This is a genomic window from Vreelandella lutescens (genome assembly GCF_014640815.1).
In the GTDB taxonomy this organism is placed as follows: Bacteria; Pseudomonadota; Gammaproteobacteria; order Pseudomonadales; family Halomonadaceae; genus Vreelandella; species Vreelandella lutescens.
In genome coordinates this window covers 872680-889554 of the sequence record NZ_BMHM01000001.1, presented here as the reverse complement: position 1 = coordinate 889554, position 16875 = coordinate 872680, and the positions used below count along the sequence as shown (strand labels likewise).

The window sequence follows — 16875 nt, the reverse complement described above, 5'->3', positions numbered from 1 at the left end:
GCTGAGCATTTATTCGTTCAGCGCAAGCGATTTATAGCCTTTTTGATGTGATGATTCCGACTCAATCACTGCGGCAACCGGCAGCTTGAAGCCACTCACTGCATCAAGAAGCACGTCTGCTGTTTGTGAGAGCTTTTCTGCCATTGCATGAGCATCACTGACTGAGCGATTGGAGCGTTCCAAGGCATCATGCATTTCGGTCACGCTATGCTCCAGCTCATCAATCCCTTGGTGCTGCTGCTGTAAGGCACTATCCATGGAGCCTAATCGTTTAGCCACATCAGCAAACGACACGCTTAGGCGCTGGGTTGTATCACTCGCCGCACTGCTCTGTGCAACGCCTTTACTGACGTGCTCAGTAATCGCTGCGACGCTGTGGCGAATACGCTCGGCCGTTTGCTGAGTATTACCGGCTAATTTACGCACCTCATTGGCCACTACTGCAAACCCACGACCTTGTTCACCCGCTCGCGCAGCTTCTACCGATGCATTCAGTGCCAGTAAATTAGTTTGAAAGGTAATGTGATCAATTTCTGCCAGCATATTGCCAATCTGTTCCGCCTGCTTCGTTAACAGACGCATCATTTGTTGAAGCGACGCTACCTGCTGGTGATTCTCCTGCATGGCCGCTTCTGCCTCGTTCGCTAACTTTCGTACACGCTGAGACTCTTCCGCCGTTTCGCGAGTGAGGGAAGCCAGCTGCGTGGCATTGGTTGAAATACGCTCTGTCTGGGTAACATTTCTCGCAATTTGCTCGCTCAGCTCGTCCTGGGCCAGAAAGAGTTGCTCACTCAACGTATGCGATTCCTGCGCGGCTGACTGGGTTTGACGCAAGCTATTCGCCACTTGATCACGCATCTCTTGCACGGCGGCTACGGCTGGCAAACGCTGTTGGGCGGCTGTAAATCGCATATCCAGCTGGCCACTCCCTGCTTGATGGGCGAAACGACTCACATACAGCCCCTCGGCCACCATACGCGATAGTACACGGGCCAAGTACCCTAACACGCCCACTTGAACCACGACCGCGCCGGCATGCATTAACAGGCATGCGAAAAGCGCGGCCCCCGAATGCCCATCATGGTGGTCGCTGCCCACCATGCCGCTGTAAAGCTGCACGTATCCTAAGTGCTGCAACCAACTAAACAGTACGTGATGCAGTGCAACGACCAGCCCGCCAAACGCAATCACCCGCCAGTCGCTGTACAGGATGAGCGCTGATAGCAAAATAAAGATACTGAAGTGCGCCTCAATTAAGCCGCCACTCTGTTCAATCAGTACCGCGGACCACCCCATCATCACAGCGGCTTTCACAAAACCGTTAATAGGCTTCCCTGGCAGCTGCTTTTGGAGCCAAGCCGTCAGCGGCAGCGTAGCCACGCCATAGATAGCCACCAACCAAACCGTGTGGATAACAAACCCCACTATTAAACAGAGTAAGCTTATTAAACCTATAGGAAGCCACATAAAACGGTCAGCGTGGGCGATATGGCGAGCAAATAGAGCTTGGGACATAGGTCTCCTTCAACAAGGTACAGCGCTGAGATATCCAAACGTGCCGCGGCACGTCAAACAGGAGCGGACTATAGAAACCTTGAAAAACTTTTTCAATACTTAAAGTTACACTTTTATAACAAAAGGTTATTGTACACACCTCAACGGTTACGACTTACTGCGCCTTGTCAGCCTGACGATTCGCTGAGATTATTGTTAACTGCGCCACTCAGCGACAGCTGTCCTCATTCCCACCTTGCTTTAGATGACCCCTGCCTAATGGATGTAAATAACCGTGAGTTAGCACTACAAACGGGACTACTGATGTTGCTAACCACCACCGTCATTATCGGTGGCGCTAGCCTTGTCTTCGGGGTGACGCCCAGTTTGCCTCAGCCCCAGGCGCTGGCTATTTTGCCCGACAGTTCTCTCGTTATTCTGCTCTCAGGCCTAGGGTTAAGCGCGGTCATGGCCAATAGACATCGCTGGCGAAAGCTGGCTAGCGTGACACTGTTGGCGCTTGCCACCTATACGATGCTGCATAACGGGATGTCAGGACACTCAGGTGTCTCATGGCTAAGCGGGCAACCGCGCTTGCCTAGCCAAGCGACTCCTATCCTGGTACTCGCGGCTTTTTGTTTATGGGTGGGGCCGCAAGGGCCTTGGCAACAACGAGTATGGCAGGTGGGTGGTGGCATTTTATGGGTGATTGGCAGTATTACGCTGGCCTACCATGCCGGTGTCGGCCTGCCTGCTTGGCTGCCAAGGGCAAGCGCTTTGCTCCCTGGGTTGCTCTGCTTCTCGTTCGGACTTGCCATGATCATGGTCAGCCGCAACATTCCTCACCTAGCCGCCTCGCTGAGCAAGAGTGCCGTCGTAGCAGGCATCGTTGGCGTTGCCCTGAGCATGAGTGCCTGGTTTCTCATTAGCTGGAATCAGCACGAAACGATTCGTTTGGAAGCTCAGCACACACTGTCTAACGTGACGACCAGTATTGAAAGAACGCTTAATTCGCGCGCCATCGTGCTGGAGCGACTGGCTGAGCGGTGGCAAGGTGTGTTTGAAGATGAAGCGTCGCGCCAACGAGAGGTGGTCCGCTATTGGAGCGACTACCCCAGCATTTTGGCTTTGGCATATTTTAATCCCTCTGCCCGAGATATATGGCGGCGTGCACAGCAGGGAAGTGACTTGCTATGGCTAGATGATCAATTGACTAGTCTGGCGGTCATACGCTGGCTGAACCAACAGCAGCAAAGCGTCCAGTGGCTATTTCCGGATGCTGCTAGACCTAACATTGCATTACTTGCGATCAAACCCGTCGCTGAGCAGCGCTATCAGCTGTTAGCCATGATTGATATCGCTTATTTAATCAGCCAAGAGACCCATATTTCCGAGCTAGCCTTTACTCTGCGCATTCGCCATCAGGGTGGTGAAATTATGAGTAAACAGAGTCAGCCAGCTTCCGAACGCTCCTTTTCAGAGGCCTCTCTGTTAAGTGAACAGCACTTGGGATTACCCGGCGGCCCGGCCCTGCATTTAAGCCTGTGGCCCCAGGGCTCTTCTCACTTTGAACTGGCCAAGTTTATTGCGGCAGGCATTGGCGTTTCCGGTTTATTGCTGACCTACCAGTTGGTACTGAGCCTTGCCTTAATGGCGGCCAGAGCACAGCGTACGCTGGAGCTTGCCCAAGCAAAAGAAGCGCTGGAAGACCAGCACCGCATTCAAGCCATGATCGCCCGTGACGAACCCTGTAGCGCTACGCTGCTACAAATCTGCCGGCTGCTGGAGCAGCAAAGCGTACAGTATCATGCGGCTATATGGCGCTTAGACACCTCAGCAGCGTATCGCGTTGAGCTACTCTCCTGCAGCCTACCCTTTGCCCTGCAAGAATCCATGCCCTTCAATGAGAGCGTCGTCACCCTGGCTAACGAGCTTCACCAACGGGGCGAAACAACGGCCACGTTGGTCATGGATGCAGATTCCTCGTCGACACTTTGTCGGCTAGCGGCGCAGTACGGCTACGGCAAAGCCACGCTACATATTTTGAGCAGTAGCGACTCACACCCCCTCGGGGCCGTCGTGCTGCTTTGGAAGCAGAGCGAGCCAGAGCCGGTCAGCCGTGCGTCTGAGCCAGAACCCATCCTCTTACCCAGCGCCTTGCGCCTGATGCGCTTAGCCATCGAACGCTATAACCACCAGCAAACGCTGCAAGATAGCGAACAACGCTTTCGCTCACTGTTTACTCAAAACCCAGATGGCGTTTTCTCGCTAGATGTGGACGGCTATTTTCTCAGCGTGAATCAATCATTACTGACGCTACTGGCTATTAGCGAAGCCGATATTATCGGCACGCACCTTTATACGATGCTACCGACCGAGCAGCGTGACCCCATAAATCATGTCTTTAGCCAAGCGCTAACCGGCGTTTCTCAGCGCATTGAGATCGAAATGCCCAGCCAAACGGGGCACCTCCACTACGTTGATATCTCCTTTCTACCTACCGTTGTGATGGACAATGTGGTGGGTGTGTATGGGGTCGTGAAAGAGATGACGGCACTACGCTTTAATGAAGCACAGCTACGCATCTTTCAACGCAGCCTAGAAGCCAGCAGCAACGGTGTTTTAATCTGTGAAGCACAACGCAATGACTTCCCCATCATTTACGTCAACCCGGCGTTTGTAGAGATTACTGGCTACGACCTAGAAGATGTCCAGCAGCGTAACTGCCGATTTTTACAGGGACCCGACACTGATCCCCAGCAGGTAACCGATATTCGTCAGGCGCTCACCCAACAGCGCGATATTAGCTTGACGATCCGTAACTATCGGAAAGATGGGCGCGCGTTCTGGAATAACGTATTTATCTCGCCGGTGCGCGCTCACGATGGCCAAGCCACCCACTTTGTGGGGATCATTAATGACATCTCAGAGCGTAAGGATCATGAAAATGCGCTGGCATATCATGCAACTCACGATGCGCTGACAGGACTGGGTAATCGTGCGCTATTTGAAGACCGTTTGCGCCATGATGTGGACTTAGCGAAACGCCACCATCAACAGTTGGCGGTGCTGTTTATAGACCTGGATGAATTTAAGCCTATTAATGACACGCTAGGTCACGCGATTGGCGACCAAGTACTGATCCATGTAGCAAGACGCTTAGAGGAAGTCATCCGCCCCTCTGATACGTTATGCCGCTTCGGTGGAGATGAGTTTGTACTGCTGCTACCCGACCTGGACGCACCTCAACATGCCCAGGAAGTGGCTGAACGCTTACTGCTGGAGCTGGCACAGCCGTATCGAATTGACCGCCACGAACTCTACCTATCGGCCAGTATTGGTATTGCGCTAAGCGACGAAGCGCTTGATAACCCAGCCGCCCTGCTTCAGCAAGCAGATATGGCGATGTACAAAGCCAAACAACAGGGTCGCAACACCCTGCAAACGTTCACCCACGACATTAACCAAAAGCTGACACAGCGCGTTACGCTGCGAAACGATCTCCAAGAGGCGATCACTCAGGAACAGTTTGAGTTGCACTATCAACCGCTGCTAGGTAGAGACGGTAACGTGCATGGCTTTGAAGCACTGGTGCGTTGGAACCACCCCATTAAGGGCCCCATATCCCCTGCTCTGTTTATTCCTATTGCAGAAGAGACCGGCCAGATTATTGGCTTGAGCCAGTGGGTACTAGAGCGTGCCGCTCAGGATTTTCTAAACCTGCAGCCGCTACTTCCAAGCCATTGCCGAATGGCCGTTAATCTATCTCCTATGCAGTTTCATCGTCCCAGTTTTTTAAGCTCGCTACGCAAAACCCTTGAAGTGACAGGCCTGCCGCCCACAGCGCTCGAACTGGAGCTGACTGAGGGCATTTTAATGAACGATACCGACGCCGCCATTGACACCCTGCATGCATTGCGGGGGATGGGCATTAGCATCGCGATCGATGATTTTGGCACAGGATTCTCTAGCCTCAGTTATTTGCGCCACTTACCGATTGACAAGATCAAAATAGATCGCAGCTTTATTCTCAACATTGATGAAAGCAGCAAAGACGCTGCGGTCGTGCAGGGGATTATTGCCCTGGCTCACCACCTGGAACTCAACGTGGTCGCCGAAGGCGTTGAGACCCGTCACCAGCAGCAGCAACTTTTAGCGCTCAACTGCGATGTACTTCAGGGCTATCTATTTGCCAAACCGATGCCTTTCGACATGCTCACTCACTGGCTTGCAGAACATAACACTCGTCTAAGCTAAGGGGGCTTCGTCTTTTATTCAGCAGCACTCCGGTGCTGCTTTTTTATGCCCACAAATATTTATGAAAATACTTTCCACAAAAGCTTCACAGGGCGATTTTTTTACGACATACTAGCCATAAGTTTTATATACCAACGTCTAACCACATTGACGAGGCACACCATGAACTATCAAGAACAGTTTCCAACTATTTGGGACGCACCTTTAAAGCCCGCTACTCAAAAAGCAGCGAAGCCGAGTGTGAGCAAAGGTGTTAACAAGCCCCAGATCACTCCTCTGAAAGAGGCGTTTCTAACCATCTGGGATAACGCTAAAAGCAAAACCGCTAGCTAATTCCAAGATTAGCTAGCGGTAGCAATAGGTGCCACGGAAGGCAGCGCTGCAGCTTTACATGCGCTTACGTCATTGGAATGACGGCAATAATATGCTCTTCAAGATATTTTTCTGGCACCTCATCTTGTGAAACGGCAAACCCTCGCACGCTGACACCCTTGCGGTGTACTCGCTCGGCATCGTTGCTTAATAAGGGGTGCCAACCTGCTAACTTGCGCCCTTCAGCGACTCGCCGGTAACCACAGGTGTGTGGCAACCAAGTAAACTCTTTGACCAGCGCAGGAGTGAGTTGCGTACAGTCTGGAACGCTATCAAAGCGATTCTCATAATCGCTGCACTGGCAGCTATGCGTATCAAGAAGCTTGCATGCCACATTAAGAATCGCCAGCTCTTGCGTCTCGTCATCGTGCAGCTTAAGTAGGCAGCACTGGCCGCAGCCGTCACACAGCGCTTCCCACTCAGGCTGGGTTAGCTCTTCAAGGGAGTAGCGTTCCCAAAAGCGCTCGCGCAACGCGGTTTCCATCGTCAATTCCCTCGGTTCACCATAGCTTGATTCACAGAGCGTCAGCGCGCAGACCCATCGCTGGTCAGCGTTGCACTGCACTCACTCCAAAGCACACTAAAGTCAGCTTTTAATGCCGTGTAATCTTCGCGCAGCCATGGCACCAATTCGGCTAGACGGTTGGGGCCAGAAAGCCGCTGCCCAAGCCCTGCCACCGCACGACACGTAAAATCAAAATCAGCGTAACGGCGGAGCCAATCGTGCTCAATCATGACCGGCATCATCGTAGCTAACCGCTGTGGCGCAGGCTGTGCGCTTAATAATCGATAGCAGCGCTCAATCAACTGGTGCTGATCAGCCCCTGCCTGCTGGTGAGAGATAAAATGATCCCACACAATATCCAGAGCAATGCCTGCGTAGCGCCTTTGAAGTTTAGGGGCTCGCTGCTTGGCTGTTGTGACGCTAGGGTGCTGGTCTACCCAAGCATCTACTCGCCGATGGTGGCGAATACCACGGGCAACGCTGGGTGACCAAGCGGACAGGTCGCTGCCCTTCACACCATCGGCAATCAAATTACCGTATAAAAAGCCGTCGTCGCCAGGCTGAGCCAGCCATGCATGGGCCAGAAAATTCATCGCGCTGAGGTTACTTTTACGCAGGACTGACTCACGAACGGTCTACCGACTGCGCACGGTGAATATCTAACAAATAAGGCTCTTTGGCAGGCGGCATCTGTAGATAAAACCCTTGTTCTTCAATCGCCGCCATCACATCCGCCGCCTTGACGCGAGCAAGTGATTTGTCAGCGGTCAAGATCATCGTTAGCACGGGAACCGGCTTGCCAAAGGTTTCCATCAGCGCCTCAGGCACTGTTTCTGTGCCCTTACGCTTATCCACGTAAAGGTACATTTCCTCTTTACGCGAGCTTTTTAAAATCTCACAGAGTAATTTTTCACTCATTACAATGGCTCCTCAAGCGCTTGATGAATTGCCTGTGTTAGACAGGCATCACGCCAACCACTCAGTTCCGTCAAAGGCTGATGATCAAGACACTGCATGACCATTGTCTCAATATCACGACGACGCAGCAGCATTTCGGGCGCAATATTAAGCGCAGAAGCTTGTTCGGCAACCACGCCTTTAATCGCCTTGAAACGCCGTTTAAAAGCAGGCTGCATGGGGTCCGGCCAGCGAGCTGGTAAATCAGAGTCTGAACAGTGCAGGGCCTGCTTCACCAGGGCCAGCAGCGCATCGCCCTCTTTTTTAACCAGCGGCGGCTTAACGCCTTCAACCTCTGCCAGCTCGTAGCGGTTCTTAGGCATTTTTTCAGCCACGGCGAACAGCAGCTTATCGCTCACCAGCCAATTACGCGGTAGATCACGACGGCGAGTTTCACCTTCGCGCCAAATGGTCATCAGCCGATAAGCTTCTAACTGGCGAGGAGATAAACGCCATAGCTGTCGCTGCCGCGTATACCACTGGCCATCGTTTTCAACGCTGCGCCCTGCCTGCTCAATGAGGTTGGCACACTCGCTGTCTAGCCACTCCCGGCGGCCTAGCTCGTCTAGTTTATCTGCCTGAAGTGCCCATACTTTTAATAAATAGATAACATCTAACGCCGCGTATTCACACTGTGAAGGTGTTAATGGGCGCTCCAACCAGTTAGATCGCGTTTCCTCTTTGGGCAGCGTTTCCCCCATCCAGTGCTCGACGAGCTTTTGGTATCCCATACCTGGATTTTCGCCTAAAAAGGCTTGTGCTACCTGGGTATCCACCAATGGTGTAGGCAACGTACCGGCCCAGTGCTGGAAAACTTCTAAATCTTCGCTGCAGGCATGTAACAGCTTAACTGCGCTATTTTGCAGCAGCGCTTTAAACGATTCCGTGCAGGGCGTGGATAACGGGTCGACTAAATATGCCACCTCATGACTGGCAAACTGAATCAGCGCCGGTACAGGAAAGAAGGTATTTTCGCGGAAAAATTCGGTGTCTAGGGCGATGACGCGGGCACCGGCAACCTGTTCACAAGCGGCGTCTAACGCCTCGGCACTATCAATCCATTGATATAAAGAGGAGGTTGAAGAGGACAAATCAGTCTTCCGGGTTGGCACAACCGCATTAGCGCTTGCGTTTATTATCAGTATTAGTCGCCAGCAAAAGGCTGGCGACCGTTAAAAGCGCGGCTTAGTGTACCACCATCCACGTACTCCAGCTCACCGCCCATCGGCACGCCATAGGCGAGTCGAGAAAAGGAGACGCCGTAGTGCGCAAGCTGAGAGGCAATGTAATGCGCTGTTGCCTCACCCTCTACCGTAGGATTGGTAGCGAGTACCACTTCGCGAATATTGCCTTCAGCCACACGGCTTTCGAGTAGATCCAAGCCAATGGCATCTGGACCAATACCGTCTAACGGCGAAAGATGGCCATGTAGCACAAAGTAGCGACCCTGAAAGCCACCCGCTTCCTCGATGGCCAACTGGTCTGCAGGTGATTCGACCACGCACAACAGCGTATCGTCGCGACGCGGGCTTTCACATAGCAGGCAAATATCGGCTTCTGTTAGCGTGCGGCAGCGCTGGCAGTAACCGACCTCTTCGATTGCCTGCTGAATCACCGCTGCTAACCGCTGCCCGCCAGGGCGCTCACGCTCTAACAAATGCATGGCCATACGCTGGGCCGTTTTGGGCCCAACGCCGGGTAGCACACGAAAAGCATCCATTAACTGCTCTACGAGCGGAGAAAAACGCATGATTTAGAACGGCATCTTAAAGCCGGGCGGCAGATTCAGGCCCGCCGTCGCTTCTTCCATTTTCGCTTTGGAGTTCGCTTCAACTTTACGCACAGCATCGTTTACCGCTGCCGCCAGCAAGTCTTCAAGCAGTTCTTTCTCTTCTTCCAGCACGCTTGGATCGATGGTGACATCAATGACATCGTGGCGGCCGTTCATGGTAATTTTCACCATGCCTGCGCCAGCTTCACCGTGCACTTCCGCTTTGGCGACTTCTTCTTGCACACGCTGCATTTTTTCCTGCATTTCTTGGGCTTGTTTCATGATATTGCCCATTCCGCCTTTAAACATGCGGTGATCTCCTAAAAAGTCATAAAAAAGTAGGTAGCCGTCGGCCGTTAGGAACGTGGCTCTGGCGTTGGTTTTACGGTTGACTCAATTAGCGTAGCTCCAAACGCCTGCTGCAACTTCTGAATATTGGGGTCGTGATGCAATAGATCAACAGCCTGGGCATGGCGTTCTTGCTGTAAACGCTCTTCTTGCTGACGAGGCGTTTCCAACCCAGCGTCTAACTCTGCCACGCTGAACTGAACCTTTCGCGGCATGCCAAGGGCCTTGAGCGCGCGCTCGATTCGCCCATTATGTACCTCAGCCTGCATAGCAGACTGACTCGGGTCCAGCCGCAACACCACGATGTCACCATTATCACTTTCCAACTGACAATTGGCGGCCAAGTTGCGTGTCAGACCGCCTAAACCCAAAGCGTCAAAGTGGGCTAGCCAAGCGCTATGAGTAAGGCCACTATTCGCATCAACTGCCTCAGAGGAGGCCTTGAGGCTAACTGGCTCTGGCTCTGGCTCTGGCTCTGGCTCTGGCTCTGGCTCTGGCTCTGGCTCTGGTGAAAGCGTAGCGGCGCTTTCTACCTCTTCAAGCGACCAAGGGGGCGGCTCTTCACTGTTTAATTCAGGGCGATGCTGCTCAGCTAACTCAGCGGCATTGTCGTCGGGTGGCGCTGCTGCCTGCACCTCAGCAGGCGCAGGAGGCTTAACCTCGGCGACTACGGGGGAAGGCTCAGGCTTTTTTGCACTTGATTCATCAACAGAAGCAGCGGTTTCTGCCGGGGCTTCGGATGAGGCGCTTGTACCTAACGCGGGTTCACGGCGCAGAGGTAAAGGCGTTGCAGGCGGCTTCGGTACGCCCTGGGGGCGGAAGGCCAGCATACGCAGCAACGTCATTTCCAAGGCGCTGCGTAAATCCGGCGCGTGGACCATATCGCCGCGCCCCTGAATGCCAATCTGGTAATATAGCTGAATATCTTCGGCGGTAAATCGACTGGCCAGCTGCTGGATTTGCGCGCGGTCTCCATGGCTGTTATCCATGGCATCAGGCACCATTTGCGCAACGGCTAAGCGGTGCAGGATGGCCGTAAGCTCATCCAATACGGCAGCAAAATCCGGGCCCTGCTCGGCAAGCTGAGCCACTTCTGCCAGCAGTGTTTGAACATCGACGTCTGCTAACGCCTCCACCAAGGCCAGTACATGGCGATGGTCCAGCGTGCCGAGCATAGCGGCCACATCGGCATGGCGCACGGCCCCTTGGCCAAACGCGATGGCTTGATCGGTCAAGCTCATCGCGTCACGCATGGAACCCTCGGCCGCTTTACCTAATAGCCACAGCGCGCTTTCATCATATTCAACGCCCTCTTCCCCCAGCACATAGGTCAAATGCTCCACCACACGCTCAGGCGGCATATGCTTCAAGGTGAACTGCAGGCAGCGAGAAAGTACCGTCGCGGGTAATTTTTGCGGGTCGGTGGTCGCTAGCAGGAATTTCACGTGGGGAGGCGGCTCTTCCAGCGTTTTCAGCAGCGCATTAAAACTACTGGTGGAGAGCATATGCACCTCATCGATGAGGTACACCTTATAGCGCCCTTGAGTAGGCGCGTACTGGACGTTATCGAGCAGCTCGCGAGTATCTTCGACTTTCGTACGCGAGGCGGCATCAACCTCAATGAGATCAACAAAACGGCCTTCATCGATAGCTTGGCAGCTGTCGCACTGACCGCAAGGCGTTGAAGTAATCCCCTCATCTCCACGCCCGTTGGCGGTGCAGTTAAGGCATTTTGCTAAAATACGCGCTAGCGTGGTTTTACCGACACCGCGGGTACCGGTAAATAAATAGGCATGATGTAAGCGCCCCTGATCTAGGGCATTTACTAAGGCACGTTGAACATGGGCCTGGCCCACGAGCTCATGGAATGTACGTGGCCGCCATTTGCGGGCCAGAACCTGATAGCTCATTGAGCAAAACTTCCTTAGGCGGGCTGACAGTCGATGCTAAACGGCCAAACGATCACCGTAGATGCTAAAGTGTTGGTGTTTCATCATGCACCATTCTAGCGGCTGCACCGCCGCCCGCCAACCGCCCGACGTTTGCCGGGCGGCAAGGCGTTACGCTTAGGCGTTTTCGCCACCTTCAGCAGCAGCGGCACGCTGGGCAGCTTCTTTCACCAGCTTTTCCAGTTCGCCATTTTGGTGCATTTCCATGACGATATCGCAACCGCCTACCAGCTCGCCTTCTACCCACAGCTGGGGAAAGGTCGGCCAGTTAGCAATTTTCGGCAGCTCAGCGCGGATATCAGGATTATCCAGGATGTTGACGAACGCAAAACGCTCACCACAGCTCATCAGCGCCTGCACCGTTTGAGAAGAAAATCCGCACTGAGGAAGCTGCGGCGTGCCTTTCATGTAAATCAAAATCGGGTTTTCGCTGATTTGGCGCTGAATATTTTCGGCAGTCGTGCTCATGATGTGCTCCTAAACAAGTGATGTGATCCAAGCCAGTTTACGCAATTCGTCCACTGGCTTTAACCCCATGACCCAGCATTGCCCCGGTTTGGCGGCTAACACCAATACCCGAGCAAACTACTCGGCCTTAACGCGTGCGCGTCATTCTACGCATGCTGCCCGCGTTGCGCATCCCCCGCCGCATCGCTAGGATGGTGTTTTTGCGCGGAGAGTAGTCATCATGGCGACACGCCATTTCCTTACCCTGCTGGATTTAACCCCAGATGAGCTGGCGTATCTGATCCAGCGTGCCATTACGATCAAAACCGATCTGAAAGCCAATGGTCCGGTATACACACCGCTACCCAACCGTACGCTGGCGATGATTTTTGAAAAATCGTCTACGCGAACCCGCGTCTCCTTTGAAACAGGCATGGCACAGTTTGGCGGCCACGCACTATTTCTTTCTCCCCGCGACACTCAATTAGGTCGCGGCGAGCCCATCGAAGACACCGCCCGCGTACTCTCTGAAATGGTCGATGCGGTCATGATTCGCACTTTCTCCCATGAAGGTCTGGAAACCTACGCCCGCGCTAGTAGCGTACCGGTGATTAACGCCTTGAGTGACGACTACCACCCCTGCCAACTACTGGCAGACGTAATGACGTGGACGGAGCTTCGCGGCAGCGTTAAAGGCCGCACGGCGGTGTGGGTGGGTGATGGCAATAACATGTGCCACTCGTGGATTAACGCCGCGCGCCAGTTTGGCTTTCATCTGCGCGTATGCTGCCCGAAAGGGTATGAGCCACGCGAGGATATTATGGCGGCGGCGGGCGACTGTGTAACCTTGCTGCATGACCCGCAAGAGGCGGCCAAAGGCGCGGACTTGATCACTACCGATGTGTGGGCCTCTATGGGTCAGGAGGCTGAGCAGGCGAAGCGGGAAGCGGATTTCGCGGGCTTCCAAGTCACCGAAGCCATGCTCGACACAGCGCAGCCAGACGTCCTATTTCTCCACTGCTTGCCTGCTCATCGTGGCGAAGAGATCAGCCACTCACTGCTGGACGACCCACGGGCAGTCGTATGGCAAGAAGCGGGCAACCGCTTACACGCACAAAAAGCACTGATTGAGTTTTTGCTACTGGGAAAAATCGACGCATGATGGCGTTTCCGCCCCGCCGATTATTGCGGGGCGGCACTTTTCAGAAAAGTTAGCGCCACTGCCTGTGGATGGGCACAAAAAAACGCCACGTTACGAGTAACGTGGCGTTTTTGGAATATTGGTGGAGCCTAGCGGGATCGAACCGCTGACCTCAACACTGCCAGTGTTGCGCTCTCCCAGCTGAGCTAAGGCCCCACAAACTGCATTTGCTTGCAGCGGTGCGAATACTAAGTGACAACGCATATGAGGTCAAGGTTTAAAGTAAACAAGCAACTACTAATTCTCCTTTGCCAATAGCTGTGGCACTCTATAGGTTCGCAGCGTGCGTATCGCCCGAGTCCACGATGATTACCTGCAGGAGCCAGACCTTTGATCAACGTTTTAATTGCCGATGATCACCACCTGGTGAGAACCAGTATCGCTCACCTGCTGAACGAAGAGTGCGATATTAAAATTGTAGGTGAAGTAGATGACGGGGAAAGCGCCGTGACACAGTGTCGGCAGCTAAAGCCCGACATCGTTCTCATGGACATCCGCATGCCCGGCATCGGAGGGCTAGAGGCCACTCGACGCATCCATCGTACGCTGGCCGACGTTAAAGTCATCATCCTCACTGCACATTTAGAAGACAGCGTATTGCGGCGAATGCTGGAGGCTGGCGCGTCAGGCTTCCTCAGCAAGGGGGCCGATGCCGTCGAAATGACAGAAGCGATACGCCAAGTGTTTCATGGCCGCCGCTATGTTAGCCAAGAGATCGCCCAGCGGCTTGCACTGGCGCACTTCACTGACGAAGACAACCCTTTTAGCCACCTCTCACATCGAGAGCTGCAAATCGCCCTAATGATTGTGAACTGCCAGCGCGTTCAGGATATCTCGGACCGTTTGCATTTAAGCCCCAAGACGGTCAATACCTACCGGTATCGTCTGTTTGATAAGTTACAAGTGGCAACCGATGTTGAACTTACCCATCTTGCTTTACGCCATGGACTCGTCGAGGGCTTTGACGCCATCTTGGGTTAGACCTACCATCGCGGCTTCTGCCGTTTGAAAGCGCCGATGCCCAGCTATGACTTTTGATGCTAAACAATTTTTAAGCTCGGTCAGCACCTCTCCAGGTGTCTACCGCATGCTGGACACAGAGCAAAACACCCTCTATGTCGGCAAAGCCAAACGCTTGAAAGCGCGGCTAGCAAGCTATTTTCGCGGTCAGCTCAATACCAAAACCCAGGCGATGGTGGCACGGATTGCCGATATTCAAATCACCGTCACGCGTAGTGAAACGGAAGCCTTACTGCTTGAACAAACGCTCATTAAGGAACTTCGTCCGCCCTACAATATTTTGCTGCGGGACGACAAATCCTATCCGTTTGTGTTTGTGACTGACCGCCACCCCTACCCCGCTTTAGAGTACAAACGGGCTCGCCAGCGCCGCGATGACGGACGCTACCTGGGGCCCTACCCCAGTAGCGGTGCCGTTAAAGAGAGCCTCACGCTGATGCAGAAAATCTTTCGCATCCGCAATTGTGAGGATAGCGTTTTCGCTCACCGCTCTCGCCCCTGCTTGCAATATCAAATCCAGCGCTGCAGCGCTCCTTGTGTTGATTACATCACCGAGGAGGAGTACCGCCGAGATGTTGAACACGCTGTTATGTGCCTAGAAGGTAAAAGCGAGCACGTCACTGAGCTGTTGAATCGAGAGATGGAAGCGGCAAGCCAAGCGCTCAACTTCGAAGAAGCCGCGCGCTTACGCGATCAGATTCAACAGCTTCGTCAACTGCAGCAACGCCAGTTTGTCGATAACGAAAGCGGCGATGCCGATGTCTTTGCCCTCGCCCAGCGCCCTGGCGCCTTGGGCATCTCTATCTTGAGCGTACGAGATGGTCGTCTGCTAGGCGCTAGGCACCATATGCCCAAGAACGATCTGGATCTGCCACCGGAAATGCTGCTAACCGAGGTGGTTAGCCAATATTACTTTGGCCAACCTCACAATGTGCCTGGAGAAGTCATTACCAGCCATCCCTTGGAAGATAGCAACCTGATTGCTGATGCTCTCTCTCAACAAGCTGGCAAAAAAGTGAGGGTGGCGCACCAAGTACGTGGGCATCGCGCTCAATGGCAGCATTTAGCCATGACAAATGCCGAACAGCAGTTAGCAACACAGTTAGCCAATAAAACCCAGCTAACACAACGCTTTGAGGCCCTGCAAAAAGCACTCGGGCTGGAGAAGCTACCAGAGCGACTTGAGTGTTTTGATATTAGCCATAGTCAAGGCGAGGCGACCGTGGCGTCGTGCGTGGTATTTGATCACCAAGGCCCCCGCAAAAGCGATTATCGCCACTTCCGTATCGAGGGCGTCGCGGCAGGAGATGATTACGCAGCTATGCAGCAGGCGCTCACGCGCCGCCTAAAGCGTGTCAAAAGCGGCGAGGCGGTAGCACCGGACGTTTTGATTGTAGATGGCGGCAAGGGGCAGTTGAACATGGCACGTGGGGTGTTAAACGCTTTAGCGGTTACCGACATCATCTTATTAGGCGTCGCTAAAGGGACCACCCGTAAAGCTGGCCTGGAAACACTGTTTTTAGAGAGCAGCGACAATCCCCTGCCGCTAGACCCTGCGTCACCAGCACTGCATTTAATTCAGCACATTCGCGATGAATCTCACCGCTTTGCGATTGCAGGCCACCGGGCAGCCAGAGACAAAGCGCGGCGCACCTCAACGCTGCAGGATATTCCTGGCATTGGGCCTAAACGGCGGCGTGAACTTTTGCGCTTTTTTGGTGGCCTACAAGGCGTACAGAAGGCCAGCCGCGATGAACTGGCCAGAGTTCCTGGAATCAACGCCTCTCTAGCCGAGACGATTTATACGGCATTAAATAGATAAACTTGTTCTTAACATGGATGCAATGCGCTAAGGGGGATAGAATGACCCGCACATTACACTCCGACTTTCTTGATTCTCCGGCAAGGATCGCTCCCTGCGATGAATATACCCAACATACTTACACTGGCAAGAATCGTCTTTATCCCACTACTGGTAGTGCTTTTTTATCTACCGTTTAGTTGGAGTATGCCAGTGGCAGCTGGCTTGTTTGCCCTGGCATCCGTGACCGATTGGCTAGACGGCTATTTAGCCCGCCGCTGGAATCAGTCGACGCCCTTTGGTGCCTTCTTAGACCCCGTCGCTGACAAGCTGATGGTTGCCGTAGCGCTGGCACTTTTAATTGAGCGTTTCGACACACTCGTGCTGACACTACCCGCTCTTGTCATCATTGGGCGCGAAATCGTGATCTCCGCCCTGCGGGAATGGATGGCCGAGATGGGCAAACGAGGCATGGTAGCGGTTTCATGGATTGGCAAACTGAAGACCACGCTGCAAATGGTTGCCATACTGGTACTGCTCGCTTTCCCGCCAGGGCACGAGGTCGCTCTATTGGGTGTAGTCGTTCTGTATGCCGCCGCCGCCCTGACCCTGTGGTCAATGGCTCAGTACCTGAAAGCTGCCTGGCCGCACCTTAGCCGCTCCATGTAATGGCCGGAACGCTAGCGAACAGTAGCGCATTGAACCCATTGATAAATTGAATGTTTGACAAGTGCGCAGCGATGCGTATAATTC

The 16875-nt window shown here is 53.6% G+C and carries 15 protein-coding genes and 1 tRNA gene; 6 read left to right on the top strand and 10 right to left on the bottom strand.

Annotated features, from left to right (window positions below):
* Nucleotides 1–9: 9 nt before the first annotated feature.
* Nucleotides 10–1515 (bottom strand): methyl-accepting chemotaxis protein, encoded by a 1506-nt coding sequence (locus tag IEW65_RS04145; RefSeq protein ID WP_188638218.1) that lies wholly within the window; start codon nt 1513–1515, stop codon nt 10–12.
* A gap of 258 nt (nt 1516–1773) precedes the next feature.
* Between IEW65_RS04145 and IEW65_RS04140 the strand changes: the two genes are divergently transcribed.
* Nucleotides 1774–5751, top strand: a complete 3978-nt coding sequence (locus tag IEW65_RS04140) for a putative bifunctional diguanylate cyclase/phosphodiesterase (RefSeq protein WP_188638217.1) — start codon at nt 1774–1776, stop codon at nt 5749–5751.
* 162 nt (nt 5752–5913) lie between these two features.
* On the top strand, nt 5914–6084 hold the full coding sequence (locus IEW65_RS04135; protein WP_188638216.1) for a hypothetical protein: 171 nt from the start codon (nt 5914–5916) through the stop codon (nt 6082–6084).
* A gap of 64 nt (nt 6085–6148) precedes the next feature.
* Here IEW65_RS04135 and IEW65_RS04130 read toward each other — a convergent pair whose 3' ends face one another.
* The 8 genes from IEW65_RS04130 to grxD form a co-directional block, all read right to left on the bottom strand.
* Nucleotides 6149–6607 carry a YcgN family cysteine cluster protein gene (locus IEW65_RS04130; RefSeq protein WP_188638215.1) on the bottom strand — a complete coding sequence of 153 codons (459 nt, stop codon included), beginning with the start codon at nt 6605–6607 and terminating at the stop codon, nt 6149–6151.
* A 41-nt stretch (nt 6608–6648) separates the two neighbouring features.
* A complete protein-coding gene (locus IEW65_RS04125) occupies nt 6649–7221 on the bottom strand; it encodes an acyl carrier protein phosphodiesterase (protein WP_188638214.1) in 573 nt (190 codons plus the stop codon).
* A 31-nt stretch (nt 7222–7252) separates the two neighbouring features.
* Nucleotides 7253–7546, bottom strand: coding sequence for a YcgL domain-containing protein (locus IEW65_RS04120; RefSeq protein ID WP_188638213.1), 294 nt, complete (start codon nt 7544–7546; stop codon nt 7253–7255).
* Nucleotides 7546–8676 (bottom strand): ribonuclease D, encoded by a 1131-nt coding sequence (gene rnd, locus IEW65_RS04115; protein WP_188638212.1) that lies wholly within the window; start codon nt 8674–8676, stop codon nt 7546–7548. The genes IEW65_RS04120 and rnd overlap by 1 nt, the downstream gene beginning before the upstream one ends.
* A 53-nt stretch (nt 8677–8729) precedes the next feature.
* Nucleotides 8730–9335, bottom strand: a complete 606-nt coding sequence (recR, locus tag IEW65_RS04110; protein WP_188638211.1) for a recombination mediator RecR — start codon at nt 9333–9335, stop codon at nt 8730–8732.
* A 3-nt stretch (nt 9336–9338) separates the two neighbouring features.
* The gene (locus tag IEW65_RS04105; protein WP_188638210.1) at nt 9339–9665 is read right to left on the bottom strand and encodes a YbaB/EbfC family nucleoid-associated protein; all 327 of its coding nucleotides are present in this window, start codon (nt 9663–9665) and stop codon (nt 9339–9341) included.
* 47 nt (nt 9666–9712) lie between these two features.
* Nucleotides 9713–11614, bottom strand: coding sequence for a DNA polymerase III subunit gamma/tau (dnaX, locus tag IEW65_RS04100; RefSeq protein WP_188638209.1), 1902 nt, complete (start codon nt 11612–11614; stop codon nt 9713–9715).
* Nucleotides 11615–11770: 156 nt separating this feature from the next.
* Complete coding sequence (gene grxD, locus IEW65_RS04095; protein ID WP_188638208.1) at nt 11771–12121, bottom strand: Grx4 family monothiol glutaredoxin; 351 nt, start codon at nt 12119–12121, stop codon at nt 11771–11773.
* A 220-nt stretch (nt 12122–12341) separates the two neighbouring features.
* Here grxD and argF point away from each other — a divergent pair, with 220 nt between their 5' ends.
* Nucleotides 12342–13262, top strand: coding sequence for an ornithine carbamoyltransferase (argF, locus tag IEW65_RS04090; protein WP_188638207.1), 921 nt, complete (start codon nt 12342–12344; stop codon nt 13260–13262).
* Between the two features lie 119 nt (nt 13263–13381).
* On the opposite strand, the gene IEW65_RS04085 is transcribed toward argF, so the two are convergent.
* Nucleotides 13382–13457 (bottom strand) — tRNA-Ala (locus IEW65_RS04085).
* Nucleotides 13458–13631: 174 nt separating this feature from the next.
* Between IEW65_RS04085 and uvrY the strand changes: the two genes are divergently transcribed.
* From uvrY to pgsA, 3 genes are all read left to right on the top strand, one after another.
* Nucleotides 13632–14282, top strand: a complete 651-nt coding sequence (gene uvrY, locus IEW65_RS04080) for a UvrY/SirA/GacA family response regulator transcription factor (RefSeq protein ID WP_139525612.1) — start codon at nt 13632–13634, stop codon at nt 14280–14282.
* A gap of 46 nt (nt 14283–14328) precedes the next feature.
* On the top strand, nt 14329–16143 hold the full coding sequence (gene uvrC, locus IEW65_RS04075) for an excinuclease ABC subunit UvrC (protein ID WP_188638206.1): 1815 nt from the start codon (nt 14329–14331) through the stop codon (nt 16141–16143).
* Between the two features lie 99 nt (nt 16144–16242).
* Nucleotides 16243–16791: a CDP-diacylglycerol--glycerol-3-phosphate 3-phosphatidyltransferase gene (gene pgsA, locus IEW65_RS04070; RefSeq protein WP_188638205.1), complete on the top strand. Its 549-nt coding sequence runs from the start codon at nt 16243–16245 to the stop codon at nt 16789–16791.
* Nucleotides 16792–16875 lie beyond the last annotated feature (84 nt).